This window comes from Streptomyces sp. NPDC046308 (genome assembly GCF_055588065.1).
This window is the reverse complement of record NZ_JBVJFB010000003.1, coordinates 445,851-461,417: the sequence shown is the minus strand read 5'-3', so window position 1 is coordinate 461,417 and position 15,567 is coordinate 445,851. Positions and strand designations below refer to the sequence as shown.

The window sequence follows — 15,567 nt, the reverse complement described above, 5'->3', positions numbered from 1 at the left end:
GGTCCCGGTCATGTTCCGGAAAGACGTGACTTGACGGGACGGCCGAGAGCCGGGCTCGGAACGCCGGAAGGCCCGGCCCCCGTGAGGGGCCGGGCCTTCCGCGAGCTGCGAGGGCTACGCCTCGAAGACCTCGTTCAGCAGGAGCTGCTGCTCCGCCTGGTGGCGCTTGGCGGAGCCGACCGCCGGGGACGAGCCGTGCGGGCGGGAGACGCGGCGCAGGCGCTCGCCGGCCGGGACGTCCGCGCCGACCGCCAGGTCGAGGTGGTCGATCAGGTTCAGCGCGATGAACGGCCACGCACCCTGGTTCGCCGGCTCCTCCTGGGCCCAGATGTACTTCGCCGCGTTCGGGAACTTGGCGATCTCCGCCTGGAGCTCGGCACCCGGCAGCGGGTACAGGCGCTCGATGCGGATGATGGCGGTGTCGGTGATGCCGCGCTTCTCGCGCTCGGCCTCCAGGTCGTAGTAGACCTTGCCGGCGCAGAAGACGACCTTGCGGACCGCGTTCGCGTCCACCGTCGAGTCGCCGATGACCGGACGGAACGAACCGGTCGTGAACTCCTCCGCCTTCGACGCCGCCGCCTTCAGACGCAGCATCGACTTCGGGGTGAAGACGATGAGCGGCTTGTGGTGCGGGTTGTGGACCTGCCAGCGCAGCAGGTGGAAGTAGTTCGACGGCAGGGTCGGCATGGCCACCGTCATGTTGTCCTGCGCGCACATCTGGAGGAAGCGCTCGGGACGCGCGGACGAGTGGTCCGGGCCCTGGCCCTCGTAGCCGTGCGGGAGGAGCAGGGTGACGCCGGAGGTCTGGCCCCACTTCTGCTCGGCCGAGGAGATGAACTCGTCGACGACGGTCTGCGCGCCGTTGACGAAGTCACCGAACTGGGCCTCCCAGAGGACCAGCGCGTCCGGGCGGGCCAGCGAGTAGCCGTACTCGAAGCCCATGGCCGCGTACTCGGAGAGCAGCGAGTCGTAGACGTTGAAGCGCGCCTGGTCGTCCGCGAGGTACTGCAGCGGGGTGTAGTCCTCGCCGGTCTCCCGGTCGATGAGGACCGCGTGGCGCTGACCGAAGGTGCCGCGGCGGGAGTCCTGGCCGGACAGCCGGACCGGGGTGCCCTCCATCAGCAGCGAACCGAAGGCCAGGGTCTCGCCCATGCCCCAGTCGATGGTGCCCTCGTCGATCATCGCCGCGCGGCGCTGCAGCTGGGGCAGCAGACGCGGGTGCACGGTGACGTGGTCGGGGATGTTGACCTGGGACTCGGCGATCCGCTTGACGACGTCCTGCGAGATCGCGGTGTTCACGGCGACCGGGAACTCCTGCGCGGTCTGCGCGGGCGTCACCGGGGCGCCGGCGGCCGGGGCCGTGGACGCCTCGCGGACCTCCGCGAAGACCTTCTCCAGCTGGCCCTGGAAGTCCTGGAGCGCCTGCTCGGCCTCTTCCAGGGTGATGTCGCCGCGACCGATGAGGGACTCGGTGTACAGCTTGCGCACCGAGCGCTTCTTGTCGATCAGGTCGTACATCAGCGGCTGCGTGAAGGCCGGGTTGTCGGACTCGTTGTGGCCGCGGCGGCGGTAGCAGATGAGGTCGATGACCACGTCCTTGTTGAACGCCTGGCGGAACTCGAAGGCCAGCCGCGCGACGCGGACGACGGCCTCGGGGTCGTCGCCGTTCACGTGGAAGATCGGCGCCTCGATCATGCGGGCCACGTCGGTCGCGTACATGGACGAACGCGAGGACTCCGGGGCGGCGGTGAAGCCGACCTGGTTGTTGATGACCACGTGCACGGTGCCGCCGGTGCGGTAGCCGCGCAGCTGCGACATGTTCAGCGTCTCGGCGACGACGCCCTGGCCCGCGAAGGCCGCGTCGCCGTGGAGCGCGAGCGGGAGGACCGTGAAGTCCGTGCCGCCCTTGTTGATGACGTCCTGCTTGGCGCGGGCGACACCCTCCAGGACCGGGTCGACCGCCTCCAGGTGGGAGGGGTTCGCGACGAGCGAGACCTTGATCTGCTCGCCGTCCAGGCCGGTGAAGGTGCCCTCGGCGCCCAGGTGGTACTTGACGTCGCCGGAGCCGTGCATGGACTTCGGGTCGAGGTTGCCCTCGAACTCGCGGAAGATCTGCGCGTACGACTTGCCGACGATGTTCGCCAGGACGTTCAGGCGGCCGCGGTGGGCCATGCCGATGACGACCTCTTCGAGGCGGGCCTCGGCGGCCGAGTCGATGACGGCGTCGAGCAGCGGGATGACGGACTCGCCGCCCTCCAGGGAGAAGCGCTTCTGGCCGACGTACTTCGTCTGCAGGAAGGTCTCGAAGGCCTCCGCCGCGTTCAGGCGGCGCAGGATGCGCAGCTGCTCCTCGCGCTCCGGCTTGGTGTGCGGGCGCTCGATGCGGTCCTGGATCCAGCGGCGCTGCTTCGGGTCCTGGATGTGCATGAACTCGACGCCGGTGGTGCGGCAGTACGAGTCGCGCAGGACGCCGAGGATGTCGCGCAGCTTCATCATCGACTTGCCGGAGAAGCCGCCGACCGCGAACTCGCGCTCCAGGTCCCACAGGGTGAGGCCGTGCTCGGTGATGTCGAGGTCGGGGTGCTTGCGCTGCTTGTACTCCAGCGGGTCGGTGTCGGCCATGACGTGGCCGCGGACCCGGTAGGAGTGGATCAGCTCGAAGACGCGGGCGGCCTTCGTGACGTCGTCGTCGTGCGAGGCGTCGATGTCGCGGTTCCAGCGGACCGGCTCGTACGGGATGCGCAGCGACTCGAAGACGGAGTCGTAGAAGTCGTTCTCGCCGAGGAGCAGGTTCGCGACGATGCGCAGGAACTCGCCGGAGGCCGCGCCCTGGATGACCCGGTGGTCGTAGGTCGAGGTCAGGGTCATGACCTTGGAGATGCCCAGCTTGTTCAGGGTGTCCTGCGAGGTGCCCTGGAACTCGGCGGGGTAGTCCATGGAGCCGACGCCCATGATGACGGACTGTCCGGGCATCAGGCGGGGCACGGAGTGGACGGTGCCCAGGCCGCCCGGGTTGGTGAGGGAGACCGTCACACCGGTGAAGTCGTCCATCGTCAGCTTGCCGACGCGGGCGCGGCGGACGATGTCCTCGTAGGCCTGCCAGAACTCGAAGAAGTTGAGGGTCTCGGCCTTCTTGATGCCGGCGACGACGAGCTGGCGGTCGCCGTTGGGCTTCACCAGGTCGATCGCGAGGCCGAAGTTGATGTGCTCCGGCTTGACCAGGGTCGGCTTGCCGTCCTTCGCCGCGAAGGAGTAGTTCATCGCCGGCATGGCCTTGATCGCCTGCACCATCGCGTAGCCGATCAGGTGCGTGAAGGAGATCTTCCCGCCCCGGGCGCGCTTGAGGTGGTTGTTGATGACGATGCGGTTGTCGAACAGCAGCTTCACCGGGACGGCGCGGACGGACGTGGCCGTCGGCACCTCGAGGGAGGCGTTCATGTTCTTGGCTACGGCAGCCGCCGGGCCGCGGAGCGTCACCAGCTCGGGCCCCGCGGGGGCCTCGGTGGCGGGCGCGGGCTTCTGGGGGGCTACGGCGGAGGGGGCGGGCGCGGCCGGTGCGGCGGCCGGGGCCTGGGAGGTGACAGTCACAGCAGGGGCACCAGAGGGGGTGGCAGGAGCAGGGGCAGGAGCTGACACAGGCGTGGGCGCGGGAGCCGGGGCGGCAGTCGCGGGCGCGGCGCTCGCCGCCCCCGTGGCGGCGTCGGCGACCTGCGGGGCCTGGGCGACGGCGGTGGCGGCCTGTGCGGAGGCGCCGTCCGTCGTCGTCGTGGGCTTCTCCGCACCGTCGGACTTCACCGGAGCGGCGACGCCCCCCGGCTTGTAGTCGGCGAAGAAGTCCCACCAGGCCCGGTCGACCGAATGCGGGTCCTGGAGGTACTGCTGATAGATCTCGTCGACGAGCCACTCATTCGCGCCGAAGCCTGAGGCGGGGTTCTTCCCGCCCTCTGCTGCTTCGGTCGTGGTGCTCGAGTTACTGGGGGACTGTGGCGACACGGCGGCAACCGCCCTCTTCCGCTTCACAAGGTATGGACAGCGGGAATAAAGGCTACGCCTCCTGGGCCGTGAGATGCAGACCGGGCGGGACATCCGTCGCGCAGGTCACATCGAACGGCGGGTTTCACCGCCTGGAATGGCGGGAAACAAGTGTGGTTCGGGTAGGGGGCACCGAGGTTGCGGCCCCCTTGGCTTCGCACCCCTGACGGACCTCGGGTACGTGTGGCCGAGATCATGTCCTTCCCACTCGAACCCTACGTCAACACGGAGCCTGCGAGCTGCCCGGAAGCGTGACGAGGATGCGGCAGCCGCGTGACGATTCGGCCACTCCGATCCGCCCGCCGTGCAGCTCCACGGCCCAGCGGGCGATCGCCAGCCCCAATCCGGTGCCGCCGTCGCCCCCGCGGGCGTTGCCCCGGTTGAACCGCTCGAAGACCCGGTGGCGCTCCGCCTCCGGGATGCCGGGGCCCTCGTCCCGTACCTCCAGGACCAGGGCGCCGGGCGCGTCGCCGGCCCGGGCGCGGACCGTGACCCGGCCGTGCGGGGGGCTGTGCTTGACCGCGTTGTCGATCAGGTTCGCGACGACCTGGTGCAGGCGCTCGTTGTCCGCGTACGCCCACAGCTCGGACGGGAAGACGTCCAGGTGCAGGTGCACGTCGTTGCGGGCGTGCCCGCCCGAACCGGAGAGCAGCCCCGGCCGGCCGGCGGCCGCCAGCCGCGACTCCTTCAGCACCCCCGACAGGTACGGCCACACCTCGAAGCGGCGGGCGCGCAGCGGGACCACGCCGTTGTCCACCCGGGACAGGTCCAGAAGGGTCTCCACGAGCCCGCCGAGGCGTTCGGTCTGCTTCAGCATCGTGCGCATGGTCTCGGGATCGGCGGCCGAGACGCCGTCCACCACGTTCTCCAGCACCGCCCGCAGCGCCGCGATCGGCGTGCGCAGCTCGTGCGAGACGTTGGCGACCAGCTCCTTGCGGTGCCGGTCCACCGCCTCCAGGTCGTCGGCCATCAGGTTGATGGTGGAGGCCAGGTCGCCCAGCTCGTCGCGGCGCCCGGCGCCACGCACCCGGCGGGTGTAGTCGCCGTGGGATATCGCCCGGGCCACCGTCGTCATGTCGTCGAGCGGAGCCGTCAGGCTGTGCGCCACGAACTGCGTGATCAGCATCGAGGCGATCACCGAGAAGACCGTGATGAAGCGCAGCTCGGTGTCGGTGCGCAGGGCCACCAGCAGCAGGCCGGTCGTGATGAAGACCGAGACCACCACGAGCGTGCCGAGCTTGGTCTTGATCGAGAACGGCGAGAAGGGCCGCAGCCCGCCGGAGAGCCGCTGCCTCGGCCTCGGGCGCTGCCGCTGCGCGCTCGCGGGGCCGCTCATGCCTGGGCCGGGGTCTCCAGGGCGTACCCGACGCCGTGGACCGTACGGATCCGCTCCGCGCCGATCTTGCGCCGCAGTGCCTTGATGTGGCTGTCGACCGTACGGGTCCCGGACGCGTCGGCCCAGTCCCACACCTCGGCCAGCAGCTGCTCCCGCGAGAGCACCGCCCGCGGGGTCCCGGCCAGGCACACCAGCAGGTCGAACTCGGTCGGCGTCAGGTGCACGTCCTCGGTCTGGACCCGGACCCGGCGCTGGGCGTGGTCGATCTCCAGATCGCCCAGGCGCAGGGTGGCCCCGCGCGGGGTGTGCGCGGCGATGGTGGCCCGTTCCACGCGCCGCAGCAGCACGTGGACCCGTGCGGCCAGCTCGCGCATCGAGAACGGCTTCGTCATGTAGTCGTCCGCGCCGACCCCGAGCCCCACCAGCAGGTCGGTCTCGTCGTCCCGCGCGGTGAGCATCAGCACCGGCACCGGACGCTGCGCCTGGACCCGGCGGCAGACCTCCAGCCCGTCGAAGCCGGGCAGCATGACGTCGAGGACCAGCAGCTCCGGCAGCCAGCTCTCGGCCGCGGCGACGGCGGCGGGGCCGTCCGCCGCCGTCTGCACCTGGAAGCCCTCGGCGCGCAGACGGGCCGCGATGGCCTCGGCGATGGTGTGGTCGTCCTCGACGACGAGCACACGCCGCTGGGCGCCGGGTGTCGCCGCGGCGCCGTTGTGTGTGGTGTGTGTCTGTTCCATGTCCGCCCCTGAAGATCCCGCGTGAATGGGGTGCAGCGTAGAGGAGGCACCGGCCTGCGGCTACGTGGGGTTCGGACATGGCATATGTGCTGGAGGGGCCTAAGCGGAATGATATGTACCGGGTGCCGGACCCCCCACGGGACCGCCACCCGGCGGTCGGGACGGGTCAGCTGCCCCACCGTCTGCGGCCCTTCAGAGGGCCAGTCCGTGCCCGTGCGGGAAGACCGGGTCGAGGGTGTCGTTCGGCACATCGGGACGGGAGGCCGCGACCGCCTCCATCGAGCGCGGCAGCTCGAAGGGCAACCGGCCCTCGGGCACCGCGCGGCCGAAGGCCACGTCCAGGAGGGCGGCGTCCGAGGCGCCGTGGTCGGCGATCAGGGCGGCCCGCGAGCGGCGGGATCGTGGTGGACATGCCGGCCCGGCTGCGCGGCTTCCTGGACCGGCTGCTGCGGAAGCTCTCGCCAGCCCCGGCCGGGAGCGGGACGGCCTGCCAGGCCCGGCGGGGCCCGGGTGTCCTAGCCCGCCGTGAAGGAGGGCAGGGCGTCCACCACCCTGGTCAGGGCCGGCGGCAGGGAGCCCTGGGCGCCCGCCACCTCGTAGCCGCCGTGCACGAACGCGTAGAAGTACCCGTCGTAGATCGTGGGGCCGCCCGTGGCGAGCCTGGGCAGGTGGGCGAAGTCCGCCTCCTGGAGGGCGGTGCGCAACGCGGCGAGCCCGGCCTGCGGCATCGTGCCGGTGCTCTCCGTCTTCGCCTTGGCGTCCAGCCGCGTCCAGGAGCCGTCGCCCTTGACGATGAGCGTGTGGGTCTGCCCGGCGAAGCCGCCGGTGCGGGTGACGCGGACCAGGGTCTCGCCGGGGGCGGGGACGCGGCTCGCGGTAGGGCTCGGGGTGGGGCTCGCCGTAGGGCTCGGGGTAGGGCTCGCGGTGGGGCCCGTACCGGAGCCGGAGGCGCTCCCGGCCGGGCTCGGGGCCGACTCCGTCGACGCCTTCGCAGGCGTGTCGTCGCCGCCCGCGGAGCCCGCCGTTGCGCACCCCGCCAGCAAGGCCGCACCCAGCACCAGTCCCGCCACCGCTCGTAACGCGCGCACACCCACCTCCGCAGTCACTCCGGTCCAACCCCGAGTATGGAGTCCGCAGGGATTGCGCACACCCGTTCCGACAGCACCCGGAGGCCGACATCAGCCGGATCGCCCCCTGGCGACTGCTGCCGCCGCTGCTCGCCGTGGCCCTCGGCCTCTGGGGCCTGGAGCGGGGCGGCAGCATGTGGCGCGACGAGTCCGTCACCTGGCAGGTCGCCCACCGGCCGCTCGGCGGGATCTGGGAGCTGCTGCACGGCGTCGACGCCGTGCACGGCCTGTACTACCTGCTCATGCACGGGGTGTTCCAGGTCTGGGACGGCGGCCTGTGGGCGCTGCGGCTGCCCTCCGTCGCCGCCACCGCGGTCGCGGCCGCCGGGGTGGCCGCCGTCGCGCACCGGCTCGCGGGGGAGCGGGCCGCGCTGATCGCCGGCTGCGTGTACGCCGTCCTGCCGCCCGTGCAGACGTACGCCCAGGAGGGGCGCTCGTACGCCTTGGTCGCGGCGGCCGTGGTCTGGGCGACGTACCTGATGCTGCGCGAGCGGTGGGCCGCGTACACGGTGGTGCTGCTGCTCGGCTGCTGGCTGCACGAGTTCGCCGTGCTGGCCCTGCTCGCGCACGCCTTCACCGCGTGGCGGTCGCGCGGCTGGCGGTGGAGCGCCGGGATCGTGGCGGCGCTGCTGCTGCCGCTAGCCCTGGTGAGCGCGCGCCAGGCCGAGCAGCAGCTCGGCTGGCTCGGCCGGCCGAGCTGGCAGGACTGGATGGCGTACGGAGTGGTCGGCGGCGCGGCCCTGCTCCTCGCGCGGGGGGCCGCGAAGGACCTCGTACGGGTGGCGCTCCCGCTCACCCTGCTGCCGCCCGGGCTGCTGATGGTGATCTCCCTCGTGCACCCCTGGTACGTCGACCGGTACGTGCTCTATGCGCTGGCCGGAGCCGCCCTGCTGGCCGGGGCCCGGCTGGCGGCGGCCCGCGGGTGGTGGCCGTGGCTGCTCGCCGGACTGCTGCTCGTGCCGTGCGGCGTCTGGTCGGTGTGGCTGCGTACGCCGGAGAGCCGCAAGGACGACGTCCTCGCGGTGGCCGCCGCGGTCCGCGAGCGGGCCCGGCCGGGGGACGCGGTGGTGTTCATGCCCTCGCGGCGGCGCGAGTGGCTGCTCTCCTCGCCCGGGGTCTACGCCTCGCTGCGCGACGTGGCCCTGGACCGGACCCCGGCGGCCTCGCACAGCCTCCAGGGCACCGAACTGTCCCCGGAGCGGATCCGCGCGGCGCTGCTCGCCTCGCCGCGGGTGATCGCCCTGCTGGACCCGGCCGGGCAGCCGCTGGACCCGTACCCGCGGGAGGCGGCCAAGCGGGACGCGCTCGCCGCCGGCTTCGAACTGTGCTCGCTGACCGGCGTCCGCGGAGCCCGCATCGCGGTATACGCCCACCCTGGCACCTGCCCCTGACCCACCCCGGGCGCGCTCCGCCCACCACCCGGGCCGTCTGCCGGCCACCCGGGCCGTCCGCCGGCCGCTCGGCGGGGGCGGGGGCCGACTGGGGGTGCGGGCTGTCGACCGTTCTGGGTGCGGGGGTGCGGGGGTGCGGGGGTGCGGGGGTGCGGGTCGGGGCCGCCCGGGGGCGAGCGTCGGGCGGGTGTGCGGGATGCGCCGGTGTGGCCTGCGTGCGCCGCGCGGTTCGGCCGGGGGCCGTCTGCGGTCCGTACCCCCCCGGCGGCCGTCGGCGCGGGCCGCCGACTGCTCGGGCTGGGGCGCCGTTCCCGTTAGTGGCCGGTGTCCCGGCTGCGCCGGCCGGACGGGGCCGGCTGGCGACCCGTCGGCGGGTGTGCCGTCCGCTGGGGTCCGGTCGCCGCCTCTTCCGCGGGTGCGGGGGTGCGGGTGCCCGCGCCGCCGCCGACCCGGCCGGTCGGTGGCTCGGGTGGGCCAGGAGGATGGGGCGAACCGTGTCGCACAGCCGGAGGTGTCGAATGACCACGCCCCAGAACGCCGCGCCCCAGGAGCCCGCGCCCGGGCCGGAGGCCGGGCCGCTGCCCGGGGCGCTCGTCGGGGCGCAGTGGCTGGGCGGGCGGCTGGGGACGGGCGGGCTCGTGGTCCTCGATGCTTCCGTCGGCGCCCACCGGGGGGCGGAGCGGCGGATTCCGGGGGCCCGTCCCTTCGACCTCGACGGTGCCCTGTCCGACCACGACGCGCCCGCCCCGCACACCATGCCCCCCGCCCGGGAGTTCACCGAGGCCGTGCGGGAGCTCGGCGTGGACGACTCGGACACCGTCGTCGTCTACGACGGCGCCGGGATCTACTCCAGCGCCCGCGCCTGGTGGATGCTGCGCGCCATGGGCTTCGACCGGGTGGCCGTCCTCGACGGGGGACTGCCCGCCTGGACCGCCGCCGGCCTGCCCGTCGAGGCCACCCGGCCGGCGTACGACGGCCCGCGCGGCTCCTTCACCGCTCGGCCCCGCCCCGGGCTGCTGGTCGGCAGCGGGGCCGTCGCCGAGGCACTGGCGGACCCGGCCGCGGCCGTCGTCGACGCCCGCACCCGTGGCCGCTTCGCCGGCACCGACCCCGAGCCCCGCGCGGGCCTGCGCGGCGGGCACATGCCGGGTGCGGTCAACCTCCCGTTCGGCGAACTCCAGGGCCCCGACGGCCTGATGCGCCCGGCCGCGGAACTCCGTACGGCCTTCGAGGAGGTGACGGGCGGGCGCGAACGCCTCTACTTCAGCTGCGGCTCGGGGGTGACCGCGTGCGTGCTGGCCCTCGCCGCCGAGCTCGCCGGGTACGAGAACCCGGCCGTGTACGACGGCTCCTGGAGCGAGTGGGGCGCGCCGTCCCCCCTGCGCCCGGTCGCCACCGGCCCGGCCTAGCCCTGGCCCTGCCCTGCCCTGGCCGGGAGCCGGGCGGGGTGGGGTCGGTTGTGCGGGTTGGTTGCGCCGCTCGGGTCGGGCTTCGGGTGGGGGCCGGTTGGGGCAGGCGCGGGCGCCGGTTGGCTGCGCCGCTCGGGCGGGGGCCGGTTGCACCGGGGGCTGGGCTTCGGAGGGGGGCGGTTGGGGTGGGGGCGGGCGCGCGCCGGGGCGTCTCCTCGGGCGCCGAACGTGACGAGGGGTCGGAGAGCTCGGCGGCAGTGCGTTCGGCACCCTGCGGGGATCACCCCGACACACACCCACCCCCACCCCAACCGCCCCGGTTGACCCCCCCAGCCCGACCCACCATCCAGCCCCGCCCCACCACCCAGTGCTGACGCACAATCCAGCCTCGCCGCACCAATTCAGCCCCTCCGGCGTTTGAGGAGCGGGGTTCGGGGCGGAGCCCCGATCTTGGAGCCGCACCGGCCGCGCAACTTCAGCCCCGCCGGCGTTTGAGGCGCGGGGTGCGGGGCGGAGCCCCGGGCTTTGAGTCGCGGCGGCAGGTCCGTTCGGCCTGGATCCGGGGGGTAGCCCCACCCCGGGATCGGGTACCGGCACCATCGGCCGGGCAGCCGCACCGCGCGAGGATCGGTCCATGCCTTCTCACGCCACGCCACGACGTCTCGTCCGCACCGCGGTTGCCGTCCTCGGGACCGGGTTCCTGCTGGCCGGCTGTTCCTTCTCGGACGGACCGAAGAGGACGGCGACCGCCGACACCACGGTCACCGAGGGGGTCACGGCGGTCGAGGTGACGCACGCCCGGGCCGGCTCGATCGAGGTCACCGCAGGGACGGGCACCGGCGTCACGGTCCACCGCACCGTCCACTACCGGGGTGACACCGCCCCCACCCCCGGCCAGCGGGTCAGCGCGGGCGTGCTCACCTTCTCCAGCGGCTGCTCGGGTAGCTGCTACGTCGACTACCGCCTGGAGGTTCCGGCCTCCGCCAAGGTCAAGCTGGAGAGCAGCAGCGGCCGCATCACCGTCGCGGGCGTGGCCGCCGCCGAGGTGGAGGCCGACTCCGGCGACGTCCGGGCCGAGCGCATCGCGGGCCCGCTGAAGATCCGTACCTCCTCGGGCGACATCACCGCGGCCGGCCTGTCGGGCCCGAGCGCGGACGTCCACTCGGACTCCGGTGACGCCCGCATCGACTTCACCGCGGCCCCCACCTCGGTGCTCGCCGAGACCTCCTCGGGCGACGTCACGCTGAAGGTCCCGCAGGCCCCCTACCGGTTCGCGGTCTCCACCACCTCCGGTGCCCGCGACATCGCGCTGGCCGAGGACCCCGCCGCCACCTCCCGTCTCTCCGCGAAGACCACCTCGGGCGACGTCCGCATCCAGGCGGGAGCACAGGCCGCCGCGCTGTTCGCCGGGGGCGAACGCAGGTTGGGGAACATTGGGAGGCGCACATGCATTGAGTCGGCATAGCTCAACTTCACTGCCGGAGGGAAGATCATGGCTTCGACGTCCGTCACACTCACTCTGCCCGTGCTGCCGCTCGACGACGAGGTCGTGCTGCCCGGAATGGTCGTGCCGCTGGACCTGTCCGACGCCGAGGTGCGCGGTGCCGTGGAGGCGGCGCAGGCCGCGGCGGGCAGCGGGAAGCCGCGGGTGCTGCTTGTGCCGCGGATCGACGGGAAGTACGCCGCGACGGGTGTGCTCGGGACGGTCGAGCAGGTCGGCCGGCTCTCCGGTGGCGACCCGGGCGCACTCATCCGAGGGCTCGGCCGGGTCCGTATCGGCGCCGGCACCACCGGCCCCGGGGCCGCGCTCTGGGTCGAGGGCGAGACCGTGGACGAGCACGTGCCGGACCCGCTGCCGGGATCCGTCGCCGAGCTCGTCAAGGAGTACAAGGCCCTCGCCACCAGCTGGCTCAAGAAGCGCGGCGCCTGGCAGGTCGTGGACCGGGTCCAGCAGATCGAGGGCGTGTCCGCGCTCGCGGACAACTCCGGATACTCGCCGTTCCTGACGGTCGAGCAGAAGGTCGAACTGCTGGAGACGGCCGACCCCGTCGCCCGCCTCAAGCTCGCCATCAAGGCGCTCAGCGACCACCTCGCCGAACAGGACGTGGCCGAGTCCATCGCCAAGGACGTCCAGGACGGCGTCGACAAGCAGCAGCGGGAGTTCCTGCTCCGGCGCCAGCTGGAGGCCGTGCGCAAGGAACTGCGCGAGCTGAACGGCGAGAAGGACGGCGAGGAGTCCGACGACTACCGGGCCCGCGTCGAGGCCGCCGACCTGCCCGAGAAGGTACGGGAGGCCGCCCTCAAGGAGGTCGAGAAGCTGGAGCGGGCCAGCGACCAGAGCCCCGAGGGCTCCTGGATCCGCACCTGGCTGGACACCGTGCTGGAAATGCCCTGGAACGAGCGCACCGAGGACGAGTACGACATCCGGGGAGCCCGGGCGGTGCTGGACGCCGAGCACGCCGGCCTCAGCGACGTGAAGGACCGCATCACCGAGTACCTCGCCGTGCGCAAGCGGCGTTCCGAGCGCGGCATGGGCGTCATCGGCGGCCGCCGCGGCGGGGCCGTGCTCGCGCTCGTCGGACCGCCCGGCGTCGGCAAGACCTCCCTCGGGGAGTCCGTGGCCCACGCCATGGGCCGCAAGTTCGTGCGCGTCGCCCTCGGCGGCGTACGGGACGAGGCCGAGGTCCGCGGCCACCGCCGGACCTACGTCGGCGCCCTGCCGGGCCGCATCGTCCGGGCCATCAAGGAGGCCGGTTCGATGAACCCGGTGGTCCTCCTCGACGAGATCGACAAGGTGGGCTCCGACTTCCGCGGCGACCCGGCCGCCGCCCTCCTGGAGGTCCTGGACCCGGCGCAGAACCACACCTTCCGGGACCACTACCTGGAGGTGGAGCTCGACCTGAGCGACGTCGTCTTCCTCGCCACCGCCAACGTCCTGGAGGCCATCCCGGAGGCACTGGCCGACCGCATGGAGGTCGTCCGCCTCGACGGCTACACCGAGGACGAGAAGGTCGTCATCGCCCGCGACCACCTGCTGCCGCGCCAGCTGGAACGCGCCGGACTCGGCGCCGACGAGGTGGTCCTGGAGGAGGACGCCCTGCGCAAGCTCGCCGGGGAGTACACCCGCGAGGCGGGCGTCCGCACCCTGGAGCGCTCCCTCGCCCGGCTGCTGCGCAAGGTGGCCTCCCAGCACGAACTGGGGGAGCGGGAGCTGCCCTTCAGCATCGGCGCGGACAGCCTGCGGGGGCTGATCGGGCGTCCGCACCACGTCCCCGAGTCCGCCCAGGACCCGGCCGAGCGGCGCACCGCGGTCCCCGGCGTGGCCACCGGCCTCGCGGTGACCGGCGCGGGCGGCGACGTGCTGTTCGTCGAGGCCTCGCTGGCCGACCCGGAGACGGGCGCGGCCGGCCTGACCCTCACCGGCCAGCTCGGCGACGTCATGAAGGAGTCGGCGCAGATCGCGCTGAGCTTCCTGCGCTCGCACGGAGCGGAACTGGAACTCCCGGTCGCCGACCTGAAGGACCGGGGCGTGCACATCCACTTCCCTGCGGGAGCCGTGCCCAAGGACGGCCCGAGCGCCGGCATCACGATGACGACCGCGCTCGCCTCGCTGCTCTCCGGACGGCAGGTGCGCACCGACGTGGCCATGACCGGCGAGGTCTCGCTGACCGGGCGGGTCCTGCCGATCGCGGGGTCAAGCAGAAGCTGCTGGCCGCCCACCGGGCCGGGCTGACCACCGTGATCATCCCGAAGCGGAACGAGGCCGACCTGGACGACGTCCCGGCGGAGGTACTGGAGGGGCTGGAGGTGCACCCGGTGACGGACGTGCGCCAGGTGCTGGAGCTCGCTCTGGCGCAGGCGGAGGTGGAGGTCGCCGCCGCGGCGTGACCGGCGGCCTGACCGGCGCGTAACGGCGTGACCGAGGGCCGCACGGCCCACCGGAGCGCCACGCGCCCCTCCCCGCTCCTCCGCACGCCCGCCGCACGGCCCGGCTCCCCGCTCCGGCGGGGTCCCGGGCCGTCGGCACACCCGCTGCGAAATACTGGCCCCTCACCCACCGGGGTGCCACACACCATCGAAGGAGCGGGACGTGCACGGGAGCGAAGACCAGGAGTTCCTTGCCCTGGAGCGGGAGCTGTCCGTCTTCCTCCGGCGCGCCCGCGCCTCCTCCGGCGAGATGGCCCGCGAGCTCCACCCCGAGCTGGAGCCCGCCGCGTACGGACTCCTCGTACGCCTGGAGGCGGCCGGCCGGCAGCGGGCCACCGAGCTCGCCGCCTACTTCGGCGTCGGCAAGGCCACCATGAGCCGGCAGCTGCGGGCCCTGGAGGTCCTCGGCCTGGTGGCCCGCGAGCCGGACCCCGCCGACGGCCGGGCCTTCCTGGTCGGGCTCACCGAGGAGGGCCGCGAGCGGTTCCTGCGGGTACGGGGCGCACGGCGCGAGCAGTACATGCGCAAGCTCGCCGACTGGGACCGCGGCGAGGTGGCGGAACTGGCCCGGCTCCTCAACCAGTTGAACGCGGGCGCCGAGTAGGGGCACCCGCCCGGCCCGCGCCCGCTGTCAGAGCTCCGCGTAGACCGCCGAGGCGTCGTCGTGCCGCTTGTACCGGGCCGGCGGCCGCGACGGGTCGGACTCGATGGCGCGGACCCGGCCGATGAGGCCCTCCGAGCCCTCCTTGCGCAGCACCGCCAGGCACTCGGTCCAGTCGCCCTCCCCGAACGTGTCCGTCCACCGGCTCGCCCCGTCCGTGAGCGCGGCCACCGCCCGCACCTGCTCGCGCGGGCTGCGCCCGGTCACCGCCCGGGCCGCCACCGCCGGGTCCGCGGCGGCCGTGAAGAAGCCGCCCTCCGCGTTGCGCAGCGCGTCCGTCGCCGCCACCGAGCGCAGCACCTCCCGAGGAACCCGGTCCAGCCGGTCGTCGAGCACCGCCGTCACAGCGCCCCCGGGCGCCTGGAGGAGCAGTACGGAGTCCGAGAGCACGAGGTGTTCCACGCAGGACTCGTCCCAGCGGACCATGACGACCGTCGCCTGCGGCGTACGCACGTGAGAAAGGTCACACGTGTCGCGGTGGGCGTCGGCCGTGGCGCGGACGGACTCGGCGAGGATCCGGTCCAGCGGCATGTCCCGTCGCGATCCGGACAGTTCGGTCAATCGGCCGCCGAGCCGGGCCGCGAACCACGGAACCCCGTGCACGCAGCCGTCCTCTCCGCTCGGCGGGGTGACCCCGTCCAGCGCGACCAGGACACCGCCGCCCGAAGCGGGGATCGCGGCCGACACCCAGTCCTCATTGGGGCGTTCTTCGCTGCCGGGGGCCGAGGCGAGGTCGATGCGCATGCCGCCATTCTGCCGGGCGGCGGCCCCCGCGCACGCTCAGGTCCGTACCAAAGCGGAAGGGGGCGGACCGTCCTCTGCGCGGTGCTCCGGGGGTGGGCCGGAGGGGTCCGGGCCGGGCTCCGGCGCGCGGGCGGACATGTGGGCGGGCATCCTGCCAAAGCCCGTATCGATCTTTCAACCACCTGTCCACGGAGGCGCTCTGG

10 protein-coding genes and 1 pseudogene are annotated in these 15,567 nt (G+C 73.4%); 5 read left to right on the top strand and 6 right to left on the bottom strand.

The annotated features are described in order from the left end of the window. Positions 1–114: 114 nt before the first annotated feature. The 5 genes from ACZ6JT_RS15885 to ACZ6JT_RS15865 form a co-directional block, all read right to left on the bottom strand. Complete coding sequence (locus ACZ6JT_RS15885) at positions 115–3,993, bottom strand: multifunctional oxoglutarate decarboxylase/oxoglutarate dehydrogenase thiamine pyrophosphate-binding subunit/dihydrolipoyllysine-residue succinyltransferase subunit (RefSeq protein ID WP_469210228.1); 3,879 nt, start codon at positions 3,991–3,993, stop codon at positions 115–117. A gap of 259 nt (positions 3,994–4,252) precedes the next feature. Further along, positions 4,253–5,368 (bottom strand): HAMP domain-containing sensor histidine kinase, encoded by a 1,116-nt coding sequence (locus tag ACZ6JT_RS15880; RefSeq protein ID WP_469210225.1) that lies wholly within the window; start codon positions 5,366–5,368, stop codon positions 4,253–4,255. Continuing rightward, a complete protein-coding gene (locus tag ACZ6JT_RS15875; RefSeq protein ID WP_362797126.1) occupies positions 5,365–6,105 on the bottom strand; it encodes a response regulator transcription factor in 741 nt (246 codons plus the stop codon). The genes ACZ6JT_RS15880 and ACZ6JT_RS15875 overlap by 4 nt, the downstream gene beginning before the upstream one ends. A gap of 192 nt (positions 6,106–6,297) precedes the next feature. After that, positions 6,298–6,441, bottom strand: coding sequence for a hypothetical protein (locus tag ACZ6JT_RS15870; RefSeq protein WP_469210223.1), 144 nt, complete (start codon positions 6,439–6,441; stop codon positions 6,298–6,300). Between the two features lie 179 nt (positions 6,442–6,620). Next, positions 6,621–7,193: a hypothetical protein gene (locus tag ACZ6JT_RS15865; protein WP_469210221.1), complete on the bottom strand. Its 573-nt coding sequence runs from the start codon at positions 7,191–7,193 to the stop codon at positions 6,621–6,623. Positions 7,194–7,327: 134 nt separating this feature from the next. Here ACZ6JT_RS15865 and ACZ6JT_RS15860 point away from each other — a divergent pair, with 134 nt between their 5' ends. From ACZ6JT_RS15860 to ACZ6JT_RS15840, 5 genes and pseudogenes are all read left to right on the top strand, one after another. After that, the gene (locus ACZ6JT_RS15860) at positions 7,328–8,623 is read left to right on the top strand and encodes a glycosyltransferase family 39 protein (RefSeq protein ID WP_469210219.1); all 1,296 of its coding nucleotides are present in this window, start codon (positions 7,328–7,330) and stop codon (positions 8,621–8,623) included. Positions 8,624–9,141: 518 nt separating this feature from the next. Next, a complete protein-coding gene (locus tag ACZ6JT_RS15855) occupies positions 9,142–10,032 on the top strand; it encodes a sulfurtransferase (protein WP_469210217.1) in 891 nt (296 codons plus the stop codon). Between the two features lie 634 nt (positions 10,033–10,666). Continuing rightward, on the top strand, positions 10,667–11,497 hold the full coding sequence (locus tag ACZ6JT_RS15850; protein WP_469210215.1) for a DUF4097 family beta strand repeat-containing protein: 831 nt from the start codon (positions 10,667–10,669) through the stop codon (positions 11,495–11,497). 27 nt (positions 11,498–11,524) lie between these two features. Beyond that, positions 11,525–13,920, top strand: a pseudogene (gene lon / locus ACZ6JT_RS15845) (endopeptidase La). A gap of 202 nt (positions 13,921–14,122) precedes the next feature. Beyond that, a complete protein-coding gene (locus ACZ6JT_RS15840) occupies positions 14,123–14,563 on the top strand; it encodes a MarR family winged helix-turn-helix transcriptional regulator (RefSeq protein ID WP_234323486.1) in 441 nt (146 codons plus the stop codon). A gap of 27 nt (positions 14,564–14,590) precedes the next feature. Here ACZ6JT_RS15840 and ACZ6JT_RS15835 read toward each other — a convergent pair whose 3' ends face one another. Beyond that, the gene (locus ACZ6JT_RS15835) at positions 14,591–15,364 is read right to left on the bottom strand and encodes a hypothetical protein (protein WP_469210212.1); all 774 of its coding nucleotides are present in this window, start codon (positions 15,362–15,364) and stop codon (positions 14,591–14,593) included. Positions 15,365–15,567: the final 203 nt, after the last annotated feature.